The sequence below is a fragment of the Agromyces sp. Soil535 genome (assembly GCF_001428255.1).
Lineage (GTDB): Bacteria > Actinomycetota > Actinomycetes > Actinomycetales > Microbacteriaceae > Agromyces.
This window is the reverse complement of sequence record NZ_LMRW01000012.1, coordinates 227,894-244,624: the sequence shown is the minus strand read 5'-3', so window position 1 is coordinate 244,624 and position 16,731 is coordinate 227,894. Positions and strand designations below refer to the sequence as shown.

The following is a 16,731-nucleotide window of genomic DNA, read 5'->3' as shown; positions in this document are numbered from 1 at the left end:
CTACGTGGTCGCGCCGGCCCGGTAGCCGACGCCGCGCACGGTCATGACGATGCGCGGGTTGTCGGGGTCGTGCTCGACCTTCGCGCGGAGCCGCTGCACGTGCACGTTCACGAGCCGGGTGTCGGCCTTGTAGTGGTAACCCCACACCTGCTCGAGGAGCATCTCGCGGGTGAACACCTGCTGCGGCTTCGAGGCGAGGGTGAGCAGGAGGTCGAACTCGAGCGGGGTGAGGTTGATGCGCTCGTCGCCGCGACGGACCTCATGGCCCGCTGCGTCGATGGTCAGGTCGCCGACGGCGAGCGTCTCGACCACGGGATCGGGCGCGGGTCGCAGCCGCGTGCGGATGCGCGCGACGAGCTCCTTGGGGTTGAACGGCTTCACCATGTAGTCGTCTGCGCCCGACTCGAGGCCCTTCACGACGTCGGCGGTGTCGGTCTTCGCCGTCAGCATGATGATGGGCGTGCCCGACTCCGCGCGGATGCGCCCGCACACCTCGATCCCGTCCATGCCGGGCAGCATCAGGTCGAGCAGCACGAGGTCGGGCTTCGACTCGCGGAACGCGGCGAGCGCCGAGGCGCCGTCGGCGCAGAACGCCGGATCGAACCCCTCCGTGCGCAGCACGATGCCGATCATCTCCGCGAGGGCCGTGTCGTCGTCGACGACGAGTACGCGTGGGGTCATCCGTTCGGTTTCCGTCGGGGCCCGCACGGGCGGGCCGATGGCAGTGGCTCCACTGTAGTCGTTCGAGCCCGTGAGACGCCCGGAAGCGCGCTGGATGCCGACTGCACGCCCATCGGCGCCTGCGTCGGCCGACGGCCGCGCCACCACGCGAGCATGGCGGTCCGTCGCACGACGGATGCCGCGTCCGACGCGAATGTGCGAGCATGGGGACACCCCGCCGGAAGGAGCGCATGCAGGTGTCCGATCACGACTGGCAGGCACCCGGCGGAGCGGCGCCGGGCCCGAGCGGCGCGGATGCCGCGGCGGCACCGAACGGCGCCGGGACGCCGCCGGTGCCCCCGCCCGACCCGTCGGGGGCGCCCGCGCAGCCGGAGTACGAGGCGCCGGTCTACGGGCAGCCGGCCGACGGCCGGCCGGGAGCCGGGCAGCCGGCCTACAGCCAGCCCGGATACGGACCACCGCCGACGTACGGCCGGACACCGTACGGCGCGCCGTCGTTCGCCGACCCCGGCGCGTACCCGCCGCCCGCGGCGGGCGGCTGGACGCCCCCGCCGAAGCCCGGCCTCCTCCCCCTGCGTCCACTCGGCTTCGGCACGCTGCTGTGGGCCCCGTTCCGCACGCTGCGGCGCAATCCGGCCGCGACCTTCGGCAGCGGGCTCGTCGTGCAGCTCGTGTCCGCGGTCGCGAGCGCTGCGGTCGTCGTGCCGTTCCTCGTGATGACCTTCTCGCGGCTCGGGACCGCGACGGAGGCCGACGCCGACGCGATCCTCTCCGGCACCGTGGGCGGGTTCCTCCTGCTCATGCTCGTGCCGATCGCACTCTCGATCATCGCGAGCGCGTTCCTGCAGGGTGTCATGGTGGTCGACGTCGCGAGCGGCACGGTCGGCGGCCGGCTCGGCTTCGGGGCGCTGTGGAAGCGCGCCGCGAAGCGCATCTGGCCGCTCATCGGCTGGACGGTGCTCGTGGCGGCGGCCCTGCTCGCGGCCTTCGCGCTCCTCGTCCTCATCGTGCTGCTGGCCGCGTCGATCTCCCCGGTGGGGCTCGCGGTCGGGATCGTGGTCGCCGTGCTCCTGGGACTCGGCCTCGTCGTGCTGGGCTTCTGGGTCGGCGTGAAGCTCGCGCTCGTGCCGAGCGTCATCGTGCTCGAGCACACCGGCATCCGCACGGCCGTCGCACGCTCCTGGCGACTGACCGACGGCTTCTACTGGCGCACGTTCGGCGTGCTGCTCCTCGTGGCCGTGATCCTGAACGTGGCCGCGCAGGTCGTCGTGCAGCCGGTCTCGCTCATCGGGACGATCCTGGCGCTCATCGTGGATCCCACGGGAGCCGGCACCGAGGCCGCGCTGACGATCACCGTGATCACCACGGTGATCACCCTCATCCTGTCGATCCTCATCGGAGCCATCACGGCGGTGGTGCAGGCGGCGCTCGTCGCGGTGATCTACATCGACCTGCGCATGCGCAGGGAGGGCCTCGACCTCGAACTCCAACGGTACGTCGAGCTGCGCGAGGGCGGGCAGCCCGTCGGCGACCCGTACGGCGCTCCATCCGGCGCGGCGGAGGCGTCGGCCGCGCCGACCGGCGCCGGAACAGCGCGCCTCGCGACGTGGTCCTGAACCCGCTCCTCGAGACGCCGCCGCTCGACCCCGACGCGCCGGACGCACGCCGGTGGGTGCAGGACGAACTCGCGAAGCCCGAGTACCGCAACGCGGAGCCGAACGCCTTCGACCTCGCGATGCAGTCGATCCGCGACTGGTTCCTGGGCCTGTTCCAGGACGCGCCGGGAATCCCCGGTCCGCTGCTCGCGCTGCTCGTCGTCCTCGCCGTCGCGGCCGCCGTCGTCGTCGGCCTCCTCGTGTTCGGGCTGCCGAGGCTCCGCCGCCGTCGACGCGCCGTCGCGCCGTTGTTCGACGACCACGACCGGCGCGACGTGGCGACGCTCCGCGCTGCCGCGGCCGCAGCCGCCCTGGCCGAGGACTGGCCGCTCGCGATCGAGGAACGCTTCAGGGCCATCGTCCGCGGCATCGTCGACCGCGACCTGGTGCGGGTGCATCCCGGCACGACCGCTCGTGGGGTCGCGGATGCCGCGGGGGTCCCGTTCCCCGGGCACGCGGCGGCGCTGCACTCGGCCGCCGCCGACTTCGACGCGGTGCGGTACCTCGGCCGTCCGGGTTCCCGCGAGCGCTACGACGAGCTGACCCGGCTCGAGCACGCGCTCGCTGCCACGACGCCAGCACGTGAGCCGGCCGACGTCGACGAGGTGCGTGCATGACCACGACCGCCCCGCCCGACGTCGCCGAGGCCGCCCCGGCGACGGCGCGATCGATCACGCCCACCGTCCGGGAGCAGTTGCGGCGACGGCGGGCGTGGATCGTGATCGCGGCGGTGCTCGTGCTCGGGGCACTCCTCCTGCTGGCGATCCAAGGCGGCGGCCTCCGCCCGCCGGGCCCCGTACTCGGCGCCGACAACGCCGGACCTGCGGGATCGAAGGCACTCGTCGAGGTGCTGCGCGACCACGGGGTGGCGGTGACCGCGGCGGGGACGGCCGACGACGCGGTCGCCGGCGCTCGTCGGGGCGCCACCATCCTCCTCTACGACGAGTTCGCGGTGCTCGATGCCGACCGGCTCGACGAGCTCAGCGCGGCCGCCGACCGGCTCGTGGTCGCGGAGCCCGCCTTCACGACGCTCGAGGGGATCGCGTCCGGCGTGCGCCTCGCCGGTGCGGCGAGCGGCCCGCTCGATGACGTGGCCTGCGGCACCAGGGCCGCCGAGCGCGCGGGTGAGCTGTCCGACGGGCAGCGACTCCTCACGGTCGACGACGAGGCGGCCGCAGCGGGATGGGAGGGCTGCTTCCGCGACGGCCGGTTCGGCTACGCCCTCGTCACGGGGCCCGGTGCATCCGGCGGCGAGGTCGCGCTCGTGGCGGCGACGACCGTGTTCGAGAACGAGCACGTCGACGAGGCGGGCAACGCCGCGCTCGCGATCGGGCTGCTCGGGGCATCCGACGAGCTCGTCTGGTACCTCCCCGGCCCGGGCGACGCCGACGGCGCAGGGGCCCCCGGCCTCGCCGAGCTCACCCCCGGCTGGGTGAGCCCCGTGCTGGTGCTGGCGATCGCCGCCGTGATCGCGGCCGGCGTGTGGCGGGGGCGCCGATTCGGCCCGCTCGTGGTCGAGCGGCTGCCGGTGCAGGTGCCCGCCGGCGAGACGAGCCAGGGCAGGGCGCGCCTGTACGCCCGCAGCGCGGCGCGCCGACATGCGCTCGACCAGCTGCGCATCGGCGCGATCGGCCGCATCTCCGCGGTGCTGAAGCTCCCCCGATCCGCCTCCGTCGACGCGGTCGCGGATGCCGCCGCCGCCGCGACCGGCCGCGACGCGGCATCCGTCGCCCGGCTGCTCGTCGGCGCGGAGCCCGCCGGCGACCGCGACCTCGTCGACCTCGCCGCCGAGCTCGAACGGCTCGAGCACGACGTCGCCGCCTCCGTGCGGCCGCACACCGACCGCACCGACCCGACAGGAAGGCGACCATGACCGACACGATCGCGACCACCCACGAGGAGCTGCGCGCCGCGCTGAACCGCGTGCGCACCGAGGTGGGCAAGGCCGTCGTGGGCCAGGACGGTGCCGTGACCGGCCTCATCATCGCCCTGCTGACGCGCGGGCACGTGCTGCTCGAGGGCGTGCCGGGCGTGGCGAAGACCCTGCTCGTTCGCACCCTGAGCCGCACCCTGCGGCTCGATACCCGCCGCCTGCAGTTCACGCCCGACCTCATGCCCGGCGACGTCACGGGCTCGCTCGCGTACGACCCGCGCACGGGCGACTTCGCCTTCCGCGAGGGCCCGGTGTTCACGAACATCCTCCTCGCCGATGAGATCAACCGCACGCCGCCGAAGACCCAGTCGGCGTTGCTCGAGGCGATGCAGGAGCGTCAGGTGTCGGCCGACGGCGTCACCCGGCCGCTGCCCGATCCCTTCATGGTCGCGGCGACGCAGAACCCGATCGAGTACGAGGGCACCTACGCGCTGCCCGAGGCGCAGCTCGACCGGTTCCTGATGAAACTCGTGCTCGAGGTGCCCGAGCGGGACGCCGAGGTGTCGCTGCTCCGGCGCCACGCCGACGGGTTCGATCCGCATGATCTCGCCGCGGCGGGGGTGAGCGAGGTGCTGGGCGCCGAGGAGCTCGCCGCGGCGCGCGCTGCGGCGGCGACCGTGCGGGTGTCGGATGATCTGCTGGCCTACCTCGTCGACCTCGCCCGCGCCACGAGACGCAGCCCGTCGATGCGACTCGGCGTGAGCCCGCGGGCCGGCACCGGCCTGCTCGCCGCGTCCAAGGCGTGGGCGTGGCTCACCGGCTACGACTCGCTCACTCCCGACCACGTGCAGGCGATGCTCCTACCCGTGTGGCGGCACCGCGTGCTGCTGCGTCCGGAGGCCGAGCTCGAGGGCGTCTCGGTCGACGCCGTGCTGCGGTCGATCGTCCAGCAGGTGCAGGTGCCGCTCTGACATGGCGGTCTCCGGACGGTTCGCCCTGCTCGTCGCCCTCGGCGTCGTCCCAGTCGTCGTGGCGGGGATCCAGGGGGCGAGCGAGGCCTGGCTCGCGCTCCTCGGCTGGCTCGCGCTTGCGGTGGGCGCCGGCGTGCTCGACCTCTCGCTCGCGGCGTCCCCGCGACGCGTGATCCTCACGCGCACCCTGCCCGACCGGGTGCGGCTCGGTGAGACGGTGACGGCCGAACTCGCCGTGCAGCACGTCGGGCGCCGGATGCTCCGGGCGGTCGTCCGAGACGGCTGGGAGCCGTCAGCCGGGGTCGCCGGTGCCAACCGCACGCCGTTGCGCATCCCGCCGGGCGAACGGCGCCGGATGTCCCTGCGGCTCACGCCGTGGCGCCGCGGTGACCGCCGCACCGAGCAGGTGACGATCCGCTCCTCGGGACCGCTCGGGCTGTGGTCCCGCCAGGCCACCCTCGCCGCCCCGGGCCGGCTCAGGGTGCTGCCGCCGTTCCACTCCCGGGCTCACCTGCCGTCGCGGCTCACGCGCCTGCGCGAGCTGGACGGCCGTACCCCCCTGCTCATCCGCGGACAGGGCACGGAGTTCGACTCGATCCGCGAGTACGTGCGCGGCGACGACGTGCGCTCGATCGACTGGCGCGCCACAGCGCGGCACATGGACCTCGAGGTGCCCGGCGGCATGCGGCTCATGGTGCGCACGTGGCGACCCGAACGCGACCGCCGCATCGTGATCGTCGCCGACACCTCGCGCACGGCCGCCGCGCGCATCGCGGACGAGCCGCGGCTCGACACGGCGTGGGAGGCGTCGCTCCTGCTCGCTGCGCTCGCCTCGCACGCGGGCGACCGCGTGGACTTCCTCGCATGGGACCGACGCGTGCGAGGTCGGGTGCACGGCGCGAGCGGACCCGAGCTGCTCGCCCGGATGGTCGACGCGATGGCGGGCATCGAGGCGGAGCTCATCGAGGCGGACTGGGCGTCGGTGCCCGGGCACGTGCGCCGCGCCACCAGCCGCCGCGCACTCGTGGTGCTCCTCACGGCGGCGGACTCCCCCGGCAGCGCGCGCGGCCTGCTGTCGGTGCTGCCGCAGCTCACCGCGCGCCACACGGTGGTGGTGGCGTCCGTCGCCGATCCCGCGCTCGTCGCGGCTGCCCGCGAACGGGGCTCCCTCGACGAGGTCTACGCCGCGGCCGCCGCCGAGCGGGGTCTCCTCGACGCCGAACGCGTGGCCGCCGCGATCCGGCGGCTCGGCGCCCTCACGGTGACCGCGCCGCCGCACGAGCTTCCGCCGGCACTCGCCGACACGTACCTCGAGCTCAAGGCGGCCGGCCGCCTCTGACGACGCTGGTGCGGCGGTTCGGCGGTTCGGCGAGCCGGCTGGCGTCCGCGCGGCCCTCAGCCCGACGTGATACGGCTCSCGCCCGCGTCGAACTCGACGAGGTCGCCCGTCTCGCCCGCACGCCGTGCGCGCCCGCCGAGCACCAGCATGTAGGCGAGGAACCCCGCCAGGGCGGCGACGCCGATGCCGATCTTCACCGGCCACGGCAATGGCGCGGGCGTCACGAATCCCTCGATGAGCCCCGAGACGAACAGGAAGAAGACGAGCCCGATCGCGACGCTGAAGAGCGATCGAGCGTCCTCGGCGAGGGCTGCGCCACGCGTCCTCGGACCGGGCGCCACCCATGCCCAGAAGATCCTGAGGCCCGCAGCCGCGGCGACGAACACGCACGTGAGCTCGAGCAGGCCGTGCGGCGCGATGTAGAGGAAGAAGGTGTCGGCCTCGTCGTAGGCGAACATGATCGCGGCGGTCACGCCGAGGTTCTGCGCGTTCTGGAGGATCACCCACGGCACCCATACGCCGAGGATGCCGAACGCCACGCACTGCGCAGCGATCCAGGCGTTGTTCGTCCACACCGCGCCGGCGAACGACGCGGCAGGGTTCTCGGAGTAGTAGGCGACGAAGCCCTCCTCGGCGAGCTGCCGCAACTCCTCCTCGGTGCCGAGCGAGGCGAGCACGCGCGGGTCGCCGCCGATCCACCACGCGGAGAGCGCGGCGACCACGACGGTGACGACGGCGACCGCGAGCGTCAGCCATCGCAGGCGGTACAGGGCGGCGGGCAGGCTCACCAATGCGAAGCGCGTGAACTGCCGCAGCGGATTCTCGGGCGTTCCCGTGAACCTGAGCCTCGCCCGCGCGAGGCTCACCGAGAGGCGGTCGCCGAGCGCGGTCGATCCCGCCGTGGTCTGCACGAGCGAGAGATCGGATGCCGCGTGCTGGTAGCGCTCGATGAGCTCGTCGGCCTCGGCGCCGTCGAGTCGCGGGGCCCCTGCGAGCGCGTCGAGCCGCTCCCAGTCGTCGTGCCGGGCGGAGGCGAGCGCGTCGAGGTCCATCTGCTTGAATACTAGCCATGGCCCCCGCGAACGACGCCCGCAGCAGGGCCGCTCGCTTCGACGAAGAGGGGCTCGTCACCGGCGAGGCGGTCGCGCTCGACGTGCGACCGGCCAGCGCCCTCATCCGGGCGGGCGGCGCCGCGATCGACGTGCTCGTGTCGGTGCTGCTCATCGTCGCGGTGCTGCTCGCGCTCGCGGGGCTCGACGCCGACGAGGCGGCGTTCCGCGCGATCCTCGTCGCGACCATCGTCTGCGGCATCGTGGTGCTGCCGACCGCGGTCGAGACCGCTTCGCGCGGACGATCCCTCGGCAAGCTCGCCATGGGCCTGCGCGTCGTGCGCGACGACGGCGGCGCCATCGGCTTCCGGCACGCGTTCATCCGGGCGCTCACCGGCGTCGTCGAGATCTACCTCACGTTCGGCGGGCTCGCCGTGCTCGTCGGCTTCCTGAACCCGTCGTCCAAGCGCCTCGGCGACATCCTCGCCGGCACCCATGCCCAGGTCGAGCGGGTGCCGCAACTGCCGTCCACGGCGTTCGGCGTGCCGCCCGAACTCGTCGGCTGGGCCGCAACCGCCGACGTCGCCCGAATGCCCGACCCGCTCGCGCGCCGGGTGGCGTCGTTCTTCGTCAACGTCGAGCACCTCGTGCCCGAGAGCCGGGCCCGTGTCGCGGCATCCCTCGCCGGCGAGGTCGCGCCCTTCGTGTCGCCGCTGCCCGACGCCGCGCCCGAGCGGTTCCTGGCCGCGGTCGTGGCGCTCCGCCGCGAACGCGACCTCGCGGCGCTCCGGCTCGCGGACGCGCGCGTCGCATCGCTCGCCCCGGTGCTCCAGGCGACGCCGGTGGGGTTCCCCGAACGGTGACGCCGAGCGGATGCCGCGGGCTCGCGGCATCCGTGACCGCTCAGTACCGGTAGTGGTCGACCTTGTAGGGCCCGTCGACACTGACGCCGATGTACGCCGCCTGCTCGGGACTGAGCTCGGTGAGCTCCACGCCGAGCGCGTCGAGGTGCAGGCGCGCGACCTTCTCGTCGAGGTGCTTCGGCAGCACGTACACGCCGACCGGGTACGCATCGGGCCGGGTCCACAGCTCGATCTGCGCGAGCACCTGGTTCGTGAACGAGTTCGACATCACGAACGACGGATGCCCCGTCGCGTTGCCGAGGTTCATGAGGCGTCCCTCGCTGAGCACCAGCACGCTGCGCCCCGTCGGCAGGCGCCACTCGTGCACCTGCGGCTTGATCTCGACGCGCTCTGCGCCCGGCAGCGACTCGAGCCCCGCCATGTCGATCTCGTTGTCGAAGTGCCCGACGTTCGCGACGATCGCGAGGTGCTTCAAGCCGAGCAGGTGCTCGACGCGCACGACGTCCTTGTTGCCGGTGCCCGTGACGAGGATGTCGATCTCACCGAGCACCGACTCGAGACGCGACACCTGATAGCCGTCCATGGCCGCCTGCAGCGCGCAGATCGGATCGACCTCGGAGACGATGACGCGGGCTCCCTGGCCGCGGAGCGCCTCTGCTGCTCCCTTGCCGACGTCGCCGTACCCGGCGACGAACGCGACCTTGCCGCCCATGAGCACGTCGGTAGCCCGGTTCAGGCCGTCGGGCAGCGAGTGCCGGATGCCGTACTTGTTGTCGAACTTCGACTTCGTGACCGAGTCGTTCACGTTGATCGCCGGGAACAGCAGCTCGCCCCTGGCGTGCAGCTCGTAGAGGCGATGCACGCCCGTGGTGGTCTCCTCGGTGACGCCCTTGAGCTCCGCGGCGATGCGGGTCCAGCGGTCGGGGGTGAGCTCGAGCGAGCGGCGCAGCGTGTCGAGCACGACACGGAACTCGTGGCTCGTGGCATCCGTGGCCTCGGGCACGACGCCGGCCGCCTCGAACTCGCGACCGTGGTGCACGAGCAGTGTCGCGTCACCGCCGTCGTCGAGGATCATGTTCGGGCCGACCCAGTCGGCGCCGGCCTCGGCGGCCTCCGGGCTCCAGTCGAAGATGCGGTCGGTGCACCACCAGTACTCCTCCAGCGTCTCGCCCTTCCAGGCGAAGACGGGCACGCCCTTGGGGTCGTCGACGGTGCCGTCGGGGCCGACGACCGCTGCGGCGGCGGCCTCGTCCTGGGTGGAGAAGATGTTGCAGCTCGCCCAGCGCACCTGCGCGCCGAGCGCGACGAGCGTCTCGATGAGCACGGCGGTCTGCACGGTCATGTGCAGGCTGCCCGCGATGCGCGCGCCGGCGAGCGGCTTCGATGCGCCGAACTCCGCACGGACCGCCATGAGCCCCGGCATCTCGTTCTCTGCGAGGCGGAGTTGGTGGCGACCGGCCTCGGCGAGCGAGAGGTCGGCGACCTTGAAGGGGAGGGTGGTGACAGGCGCATCCATGCCCACCATTGTGGCAGGCTTCGCACGCCGTCGCGTCGGCCCGGTCAGCTCCGGATCAGGGCGAGCACCTCGTCGCGAACCGCCGTCATGGTGGAGACGTCGGCGCCCTCGACGTTCAGCCGCAGCAGCGGCTCGGTGTTCGACGGGCGCACGTTGAACCACCAGAAGGGTTCGCTCTCGGCCGTGACGCCCATGACGGTCAGCCCATCGAACTCGTCGAAGTCGGCGCGGCCCGTGAACGCCTCGACGATGCGCGTGTACGCGGCCGGCACGTCGTCGACGGTCGAGTTGATCTCACCGGAGAGCGCGTAGGGGGTGAACCGGGCGGCGACCTCGGAGAGCGGCGCATCCTGCGCACCGAACTCGGCGAGCAGGTGCATCGCGGCGAGCATGCCGTTGTCGGCACCCCAGAAGTCGCGGAAGTAGTAGTGGGCGGAGTGCTCGCCGCCGAACACCGCACCCGTCTCCTTCATGCGGTCCTTGATGAGCGAGTGCCCGACCCTTGTACGCACCGGCGTGGCGCCGGCCGCCTCGATGGTCTCGGGCACGACCCGTGAGGTGATGAGGTTGTGGATGACCGCGATGTCGTCTTCTCCGGCGGCACGCACGCGTGCGATCTCGCGCAGGGCGACGATCGCGGCGACGGCCGAAGGGTTGACCGCACCGCCCTGCTCGTCGACGACGAAGCAGCGGTCGGCGTCGCCGTCGAAGGCGAGACCCAGGTCTGCGCCGTGCTCGACGACCGCGCGCTGGAGGTCGACGAGGTTGGCGGGCTCGAGCGGGTTCGCCTCGTGATTCGGGAACGTGCCGTCGAGCTCGAAGTAGAGGGGCACGACCTCGAGCGGGAGTGCCGGCAGCCTCGCCGCCTCGCCGAGCACCGCCGGCACCGTGAGGCCGCCCATGCCGTTGCCGGCGTCGACCACGATCTTGAGGGGTCGGATGCCGCCGAGGTCGACGAGCGAGCGGAGGTAGCCGGCGTAGTCGGCGAGCACGTCGGCGGTCGTGACCGAACCCGGCGTCGCGGCATCCGCGATGCCCTGCTCGAGGTAGTCGCCCGCACGGTCGCGGATCGCCGCGAGGCCGGTGTCGAGGGAGATGCCCTGCGCGCCCGCACGTGAGAACTTGATGCCGTTGTACGCGGCCGGATTGTGGCTCGCGGTGAACATGGCGGCCGGCGCGTTCAGCCACCCCGACGCGAAGTAGCTCTCGTCGGTCGAGCAGAGGCCGATCGCCACGACGTCGGCACCGCGCCGCGTGGCGCCGCGAGCGAATGCCGCCGCGAAGCCGGGCGACGAGTCGCGCATGTCGTGGCCGACGACGACGCGACCCCCGGTGGCGCCGACCTCGTCGACGAACCCGGCGCCGAGCGCCTCGACGGCCTGCTCCGTGAGGCCCTCGCCCACGATTCCGCGGACGTCGTAGGCCTTCACGATCGCGTCGAGGCGCGCTCGAGCCTCGGAGGGTGGAGCGGGAGTCATGCCTTGAAACCTACCTCACCGAGCCAGACGTGCCGCACGACCTGCCACCCGACCGGGGCGGAGGTGCGCTCAGCGTGCCGGCTGCAGAGGTCGTAGCCGTGCGGCTCGGGGGTGAGCGAGAGCGGACCGAGGACGGCCATGGAGTCGGCGTAGTCGAACGTGAGTGTCGCAACCGCCTCGGCGGCGCACGCGGTTCGGGAGCAACGTCTCATGGCTCCACCAGAGTAGCGAGCGGCGCGGAGATTACGATGGAGGGTATGCCCCGATCTCGTCGTGTCGCCACGCCTCGCTCACCCAGGCGGCTCGCCCGGGACCGGCACGGCCGCGGCATGCGGTCGGCCGTGACGGGGCCGCACCTCGAGCCCATCCGCACGCGGATCGACGAGTTCGACTTCACCATCGCCACCACCGCTGCATACTTGCGCGGCCTGTGGCCCGAGCTCGAGGGCGTGGTGTTCGAGGTGGCGCAGGGCCCGGCCGAGGCCATCCACGGCGACCATGTCGACCGCTGGAAGGTCGTGCACGACGAGCGGCGCATCACGTTCTACCGGCTCCCGATCGTGCGGTTCCTCAGGCTCCAGGAGGGCGAGGACCGAGATGAGAAGCTCCTCATCGAGAGTTGCGTGTTCCGTGCGGTCGCCGAGCTCCTCGACAAGGATCCGTGGGAGCTCGCACCCGGACGGTACCGGCACCTCTGACGTACCCCGCACCTCCGGCCGGGGCCCGCGAGGGTCGCAGGACGGCGCGGCGCCCGGCGCTCAGTGCGGGTAGACGCGGATCGGCGAGTCCAGCGGGCCGGGTGGCTGCACGCCGAACGACGCAAGCTCGTCGGACCCGGCGAACGACACCGTCGCGTGCAGCCCGGAGGTTCCCCGGAGCACCACGGATGACGCGCCGCCGAGCGGCAGGGACGCCGCGCCCCCGGCGGGCACGCTGACGGTGCGCTCCGTTCCATCCTCGGTCACGGTCACCGCAGCCGCGGCACCACCCGGGTTCACGAGCTGCAGGGTCGGCGACGGCCCGGGAGGCACCGCCACCACCGCGGCGTCGAGAAGCGGCGCCGTGGCCACCGTCCAGGCGAGGTCCGACGGCGCCGCGGCATCCGTCTGCCCCTCGGTGCCGCCGACCGTGGCGCGCGCCGCAGCCACGACCGGGGCGTCGGCTTCGATGCGGATGGTGTAGACGCCGGCCTCGAGGAAGCCGAGCGGCACGTCTTGCACGCGCCCGGGCTCCAGGGTGGCCTCGATCGTGCCACCGCCGCCGGCGGCCCCGGGTACGACCCCGATGGACACGTCGACCGGGTCGTCGCCGGGTGCGAACAACCGCACGGCCGGGAAGTCGTCTCCGTCCACGTGGTCCTCCGTCGCCTCGACGCCGCCGGCCTCCGGCACGACGAGCCCGGGGATGACCTGGCTCGTCGCCGGCGGCGCGGTCGCGCCGGTGAGCTCGATGCCGGCCGGTGCCAGGCCGACGACCACCGACTGCTCGAGGCTGGCCGCGATGACACCGCCCGTGCTGGTGACGTGCACGATCGGGGAGAGGAGGTTGGGCGCGAGCCCTGCAAGGGACAGCACGCGCTGGCTGCCGGGTGGCACGATGATGCCGAGGGCGGACGGCGCCTCGACGGCGCCCGCCTCGCCGATGACCCGCACGTCGACGGTCGCCGCGACGGCGGTCGGGTTCGACAGGAGCACGAGGCCGCTCCGGCCGAGGCTGGTCGCGCCGGCCACGAGCCACGCCTCGGCGACCGCTTCGCCGCACGCGGCGGCGGCGAATCCGGCCAGCGTCTCGGTCGACACGCCCTGCGACTGTGCGCCGGCGAGCATGCCCGCATCGACCCCGCCGGGCTCGGCCGCGATGGCGACGGGCGTGCCGTCCTCCCCAGCGCGCGGGTTGCCCGGCGCGGCGAGGGGGATCTCCTCGAGGGCGGCGTCGGGGGGTTCGGCGGCGGTCACGATGTCGGCGGATCCCACGGAGGGGGCTGTGGTCGCCGCGGCAGCGTCCTCGCCGAGCGCGAGCAGCGGGCCCGGACAGACACGCTGCTGGCGGCTCTCCGCAGGCTGCACGACCACCGACGGCGCCTCGGCCCGGTACTCGGTCCACGGCACCAGCGCGGCCACGGCGACGGAACCCACTGCGATCGCGGCCGCGGCGACGAAGCCCAGGCTGCGGGCGCCGATACGGATGGCCTGCTTACTACTCACGCGCATCGTCGTCTCCCTCCGTTCGGCGCGGCGCTCTCGGCGGGGCGGGCGCTTCCACGCCGTCCGTGGATTCCGCGCCATCGGACGGCGCATCGGCCCCCGCCCGCTCGTCCGCGTCCTCGGACGACGCATCGGCCTCCGCCCGCTCGTCCGCGTCCTCGGGCGACGCATCGGCCTCCGCGGCCGTGCCCTCCGCGACGTCCGCGGGCACGGCAGCATCACGTCGGCGCGCGGTTCGGCGCGGCCGACGGTCGGCTTCACGTCCGGCGCCGGTCGGGATCGACAGGAGGAGGGTCGCGCCGATCACGATGACCTGGATCGTCGTGATGACGCCCGCCACCCAGCCGCCCGCGCCGTCGGGGATCTGCGCCGCAGCGGCATCCGGCTCGGCTGCGGCGAACCGCCACAGCTCACCGAAGTCGGTCTCGCCGACGGCGACGAGGGTGGCGTTCCCGTCGAGCGCCGTTCGCGCCCGCGCCTCCGTCTGCGTCGCCGCCCGGCCGTCGTCGGCCGCCGGCGCGAGCAGCACGAACGAGACACCGAACTCGCGCATGGCCGCCTCAGGGTCGAACCCGCTGCGGGACGCGAGGTTGCCTGCGATCGTCGCGAGTTCCACCTGGCTGTCCGGGAGCTCCGTCTGGGTCTGGGCGAGCGTGGACTGGTCGTCGAGCGTCTGGCCGGTGCCGTGCTCGAGCGTCGCCCGCAGTCCGCCGTCGGCCTCCGGTTCCATGCGAAGCGTCGTGACCCGCGGGTCGCCCTCGGCCTGTGCCACGACGTAGGCGGGCAGGGTCCGTTCGCCGGCAGGCGCGAGAGGCACCGCGTCGGTCGCGATCACGATCGCGGCGGGGAGCACCGCGACGAGCGACACGACCGCCACGACGGCACCGGCGGCCGCGGCTCCGCGACGGAGCGCATCGAGCGCGACGACCGACGCGAGGACGAGCCCGAGCCACGCGAGGCTGAGGCCCGCCCCCGCCCAGACCGCCACCACGTCAGGACCGACGATCGCCACCGACACGTGGGTCGCCGCGACGGCCGTCGCGTAGCCGAGCAGCACGGTGCCGAGGGCCAGCACGGCGCGACTCCAGCGAGGTGCGAACACCGCGGCGAGCGCGGCGAGCACGAGCGGCGCGACGAGGAGCGTCGCGACGATCCGCGGATCCGACGACATCGCAGCCTCGACGAGTGCGCTCCATCCGCCCCAGCCACCCTCGGGGAATCCGAGCGCCAGCTGCCAGGGCGTCGGGACGGCTCCGCCGACCGGCACGCCGGGGTCGCCGAGCAGCCCGAGCGGCGTGCCGCGCCCGACCTGCTCCACGATCAGCGGCAGCGCGAGCACCGCCGCCGGGACGGGCAACCCCGCCAACCGCACCGCGGCACGGCCGCTCACGGCCATCGCGACGATCCAGCCGACCAGCAGCGCCGGCGCGAGGCTCGGCGCCGACGCGATGACGGCGGCGAAGAGCAGCGAGGCGGTCGCGGCGGCGGCCCAGGAGGTCGCGGCACCGAACACCGCGAACGCCAGCCACCCGAGCAGCACGTGGGCGAGCACCGCACCCGGTCGTCCCTCGGCGAGCGCCGACAGGAAGGGCGGGGCCACAGCGTAGACGAGCGCGGCGACGGCCCGCAACGAGCCGCGCTCGGTGAGGCGGGAGGCCGCGAACCAGACGCCGACGGCCGCGGCCGGCATGGCGACGAGCCAGAGCAGCACCACGGCGAACGACGGCGACCAGAAGGTGAGCGAGCCGAGCACCGCGAGCACGCCGTTGAACGGGTCGGCCGCACCGACGAAGCCGATGTTGACGTCGCGCCAACCGTAGGCGGCGTTGCGCCACAGTTCGGCGAACCCCGACAACGGCAGGAGTCCCCCGCCGCCGACGCCGCCAGATCCGATCAGCCAGGAGAACAGGCCGACGGATGCCGCGGCTGTCGCCAGGAGCACCCACCCTCCGCCGGTGGCGACGAACTGCAGCTCGTTCGAGCGTCCCCGCGCGCGGGTGCGCCTCGCCTCGGCCGCGGCCTGGCGGCGCCGGCGCAGTTCGTCGGGCTGCATACGCAGCGGTGCGATCGCCGACCAGCCGACCGTGCGCGCCGCCGCGAGCACACGGCGGGCTCGCGGCACTCGCATTCCCGAGAACATCGTGGTGACGGCCGCGGCGAACTCGCCCGGGATGCTGCCGGGCTGCTTCACGAGCAGGAACCGCACCGAGCGCACGATCGCGAGCGGGAGGAAGCTCAGCCAGTGCAGCGGGACCGCGGCCGCCGGCGCGTACACGAGCCTGCGGTGCAGCGCGGCCGCTCGCGCTGCGCGCGTGCGACGTCGCCGAGTGCTGCTCCGGCCTCCCCCGGGCGGCCCGGCGACGCCGGCGGCGGCGAACCGCACACGCGCCTCGGGGACGACGGCCACGCGGTGCCCGGCGAGGCGTGCGCGCACGCCGAGGTCGAGTCCGTCGTCGGCGGTCGGGAGTGCGGGATCGAACCCGTCGAGCGCCTGCCACACGGTGTGCCGAACGAGGATGGCGGCGGGATCCAGGCCGAGCACGTCGCTCAATCCGTCGTGCTGGCCCTGGTCGAGCTCGTCGCCGACGATCGGAAGGCTCCGTCCGAGGCGGGTGATCGTGCGGCCGAGGCCCGCGATGCGATCCGGCTCGTCCCACTCCATGAGCTTCGGGCCGGCGACGGCGACGGACTTCGCCGTCTCGAGCAGCGCCAGCATGGCCTGGAGCGCGTCGGGTTCGGGTGCGGCATCCTCGGCGAGGAGCCAGAGCGCGTCGGCATCGGAGGCCGGCGCTCCGAGCACCCGCTCCCCCGACCGCACCGCCTCGCCGAACGAGAGCGGCTCCTCGAGCTGCACGACGTGGGTGGCGCCCGCCTCGGCGGACTGCTCGCGGGCTTCGGCGTCGGCCTGCGCGAGCACGACCACGAGCGCATCGGGCGTACGCTCCTGCGCACGGATCGCGTCGAGGGTGCGCCTGAGGTGGTCGCCGCCGTGACGAACGACGAGGACGGCGGTGACTCTGGGGAACATCGGGGCCAGCCTAAGCGGCCCCCGGCGCGGCATCCGGAACGCGGCCGGGCGCGCCATGAAACGACCCTTTCCCG

Annotated in this window: 14 protein-coding genes; 7 read left to right on the top strand and 7 right to left on the bottom strand. The window is 73.7% G+C overall.

What is annotated here, in order from left to right; genetic code table 11:
- Entirely contained in the window at positions 1-681 is a 681-nt protein-coding gene (gene mtrA, locus ASG80_RS10490) for an MtrAB system response regulator MtrA (protein ID WP_056730308.1), read from the bottom strand.
- 236 nt (positions 682-917) lie between these two features.
- Between mtrA and ASG80_RS10485 the strand changes: the two genes are divergently transcribed.
- The 5 genes from ASG80_RS10485 to ASG80_RS10465 are packed head-to-tail and all read left to right on the top strand — an operon-like array spanning position 918 to position 6,519.
- The gene (locus ASG80_RS10485) at positions 918-2,297 is read left to right on the top strand and encodes a hypothetical protein (protein WP_235508270.1); all 1,380 of its coding nucleotides are present in this window, start codon (positions 918-920) and stop codon (positions 2,295-2,297) included.
- The gene (locus ASG80_RS10480) at positions 2,288-2,953 is read left to right on the top strand and encodes a DUF4129 domain-containing protein (protein ID WP_082590123.1); all 666 of its coding nucleotides are present in this window, start codon (positions 2,288-2,290) and stop codon (positions 2,951-2,953) included. The genes ASG80_RS10485 and ASG80_RS10480 overlap by 10 nt, the downstream gene beginning before the upstream one ends.
- Positions 2,950-4,209: a DUF4350 domain-containing protein gene (locus ASG80_RS10475; protein WP_056730303.1), complete on the top strand. Its 1,260-nt coding sequence runs from the start codon at positions 2,950-2,952 to the stop codon at positions 4,207-4,209. The genes ASG80_RS10480 and ASG80_RS10475 overlap by 4 nt, the downstream gene beginning before the upstream one ends.
- Complete coding sequence (locus tag ASG80_RS10470) at positions 4,206-5,180, top strand: MoxR family ATPase (protein WP_056730301.1); 975 nt, start codon at positions 4,206-4,208, stop codon at positions 5,178-5,180. The genes ASG80_RS10475 and ASG80_RS10470 overlap by 4 nt, the downstream gene beginning before the upstream one ends.
- A gap of 1 nt (position 5,181) precedes the next feature.
- Positions 5,182-6,519: a DUF58 domain-containing protein gene (locus ASG80_RS10465; RefSeq protein ID WP_056730299.1), complete on the top strand. Its 1,338-nt coding sequence runs from the start codon at positions 5,182-5,184 to the stop codon at positions 6,517-6,519.
- Between the two features lie 56 nt (positions 6,520-6,575).
- On the opposite strand, the gene ASG80_RS10460 is transcribed toward ASG80_RS10465, so the two are convergent.
- Positions 6,576-7,571 (bottom strand): stage II sporulation protein M, encoded by a 996-nt coding sequence (locus ASG80_RS10460; protein WP_056730297.1) that lies wholly within the window; start codon positions 7,569-7,571, stop codon positions 6,576-6,578.
- A gap of 17 nt (positions 7,572-7,588) precedes the next feature.
- Here ASG80_RS10460 and ASG80_RS10455 point away from each other — a divergent pair, with 17 nt between their 5' ends.
- Complete coding sequence (locus ASG80_RS10455) at positions 7,589-8,431, top strand: RDD family protein (protein WP_056730295.1); 843 nt, start codon at positions 7,589-7,591, stop codon at positions 8,429-8,431.
- Positions 8,432-8,471: 40 nt separating this feature from the next.
- Here the strand turns inward: ASG80_RS10455 and ahcY are convergent, their stop codons facing one another.
- Genes ahcY through ASG80_RS10440 form a run of 3 tightly spaced genes read right to left on the bottom strand, consistent with a single transcriptional unit; the run spans position 8,472 to position 11,637 of the window.
- Positions 8,472-9,947 carry an adenosylhomocysteinase gene (ahcY, locus tag ASG80_RS10450; protein WP_056730923.1) on the bottom strand — a complete coding sequence of 492 codons (1,476 nt, stop codon included), beginning with the start codon at positions 9,945-9,947 and terminating at the stop codon, positions 8,472-8,474.
- A 44-nt stretch (positions 9,948-9,991) separates the two neighbouring features.
- Positions 9,992-11,425 carry a phosphomannomutase/phosphoglucomutase gene (locus tag ASG80_RS10445; RefSeq protein WP_056730292.1) on the bottom strand — a complete coding sequence of 478 codons (1,434 nt, stop codon included), beginning with the start codon at positions 11,423-11,425 and terminating at the stop codon, positions 9,992-9,994.
- Positions 11,422-11,637 carry a DUF3499 family protein gene (locus tag ASG80_RS10440; protein ID WP_056730289.1) on the bottom strand — a complete coding sequence of 72 codons (216 nt, stop codon included), beginning with the start codon at positions 11,635-11,637 and terminating at the stop codon, positions 11,422-11,424. The genes ASG80_RS10445 and ASG80_RS10440 overlap by 4 nt, the downstream gene beginning before the upstream one ends.
- A gap of 45 nt (positions 11,638-11,682) precedes the next feature.
- Between ASG80_RS10440 and ASG80_RS10435 the strand changes: the two genes are divergently transcribed.
- Positions 11,683-12,123 (top strand): hypothetical protein, encoded by a 441-nt coding sequence (locus tag ASG80_RS10435; RefSeq protein WP_056730286.1) that lies wholly within the window; start codon positions 11,683-11,685, stop codon positions 12,121-12,123.
- Positions 12,124-12,183: 60 nt separating this feature from the next.
- Here the strand turns inward: ASG80_RS10435 and ASG80_RS10430 are convergent, their stop codons facing one another.
- Positions 12,184-13,629 (bottom strand): DUF5719 family protein, encoded by a 1,446-nt coding sequence (locus tag ASG80_RS10430; protein ID WP_156401779.1) that lies wholly within the window; start codon positions 13,627-13,629, stop codon positions 12,184-12,186.
- Positions 13,622-16,657 (bottom strand): glycosyltransferase, encoded by a 3,036-nt coding sequence (locus ASG80_RS10425; RefSeq protein WP_056730281.1) that lies wholly within the window; start codon positions 16,655-16,657, stop codon positions 13,622-13,624. Before ASG80_RS10425 ends, ASG80_RS10430 begins: the two co-directional genes overlap by 8 nt.
- Between the last annotated feature and the right edge of the window lie 74 nt (positions 16,658-16,731).

Coding starts and splice junctions, on each gene's coding strand:
- mtrA (WP_056730308.1), bottom strand. CDS start 681: ATGACCCCACGCGTACTCGTCGTCGACGACGACACGGCCCTCGCGGAG.
- ASG80_RS10475 (WP_056730303.1), top strand. CDS start 2,950: ATGACCACGACCGCCCCGCCCGACGTCGCCGAGGCCGCCCCGGCGACG.
- ASG80_RS10470 (WP_056730301.1), top strand. CDS start 4,206: ATGACCGACACGATCGCGACCACCCACGAGGAGCTGCGCGCCGCGCTG.
- ASG80_RS10465 (WP_056730299.1), top strand. CDS start 5,182: ATGGCGGTCTCCGGACGGTTCGCCCTGCTCGTCGCCCTCGGCGTCGTC.
- ASG80_RS10455 (WP_056730295.1), top strand. CDS start 7,589: ATGGCCCCCGCGAACGACGCCCGCAGCAGGGCCGCTCGCTTCGACGAA.
- ahcY (WP_056730923.1), bottom strand. CDS start 9,947: ATGGATGCGCCTGTCACCACCCTCCCCTTCAAGGTCGCCGACCTCTCG.
- ASG80_RS10445 (WP_056730292.1), bottom strand. CDS start 11,425: ATGACTCCCGCTCCACCCTCCGAGGCTCGAGCGCGCCTCGACGCGATC.
- ASG80_RS10440 (WP_056730289.1), bottom strand. CDS start 11,637: ATGAGACGTTGCTCCCGAACCGCGTGCGCCGCCGAGGCGGTTGCGACA.
- ASG80_RS10435 (WP_056730286.1), top strand. CDS start 11,683: ATGCCCCGATCTCGTCGTGTCGCCACGCCTCGCTCACCCAGGCGGCTC.
- ASG80_RS10425 (WP_056730281.1), bottom strand. CDS start 16,657: ATGTTCCCCAGAGTCACCGCCGTCCTCGTCGTTCGTCACGGCGGCGAC.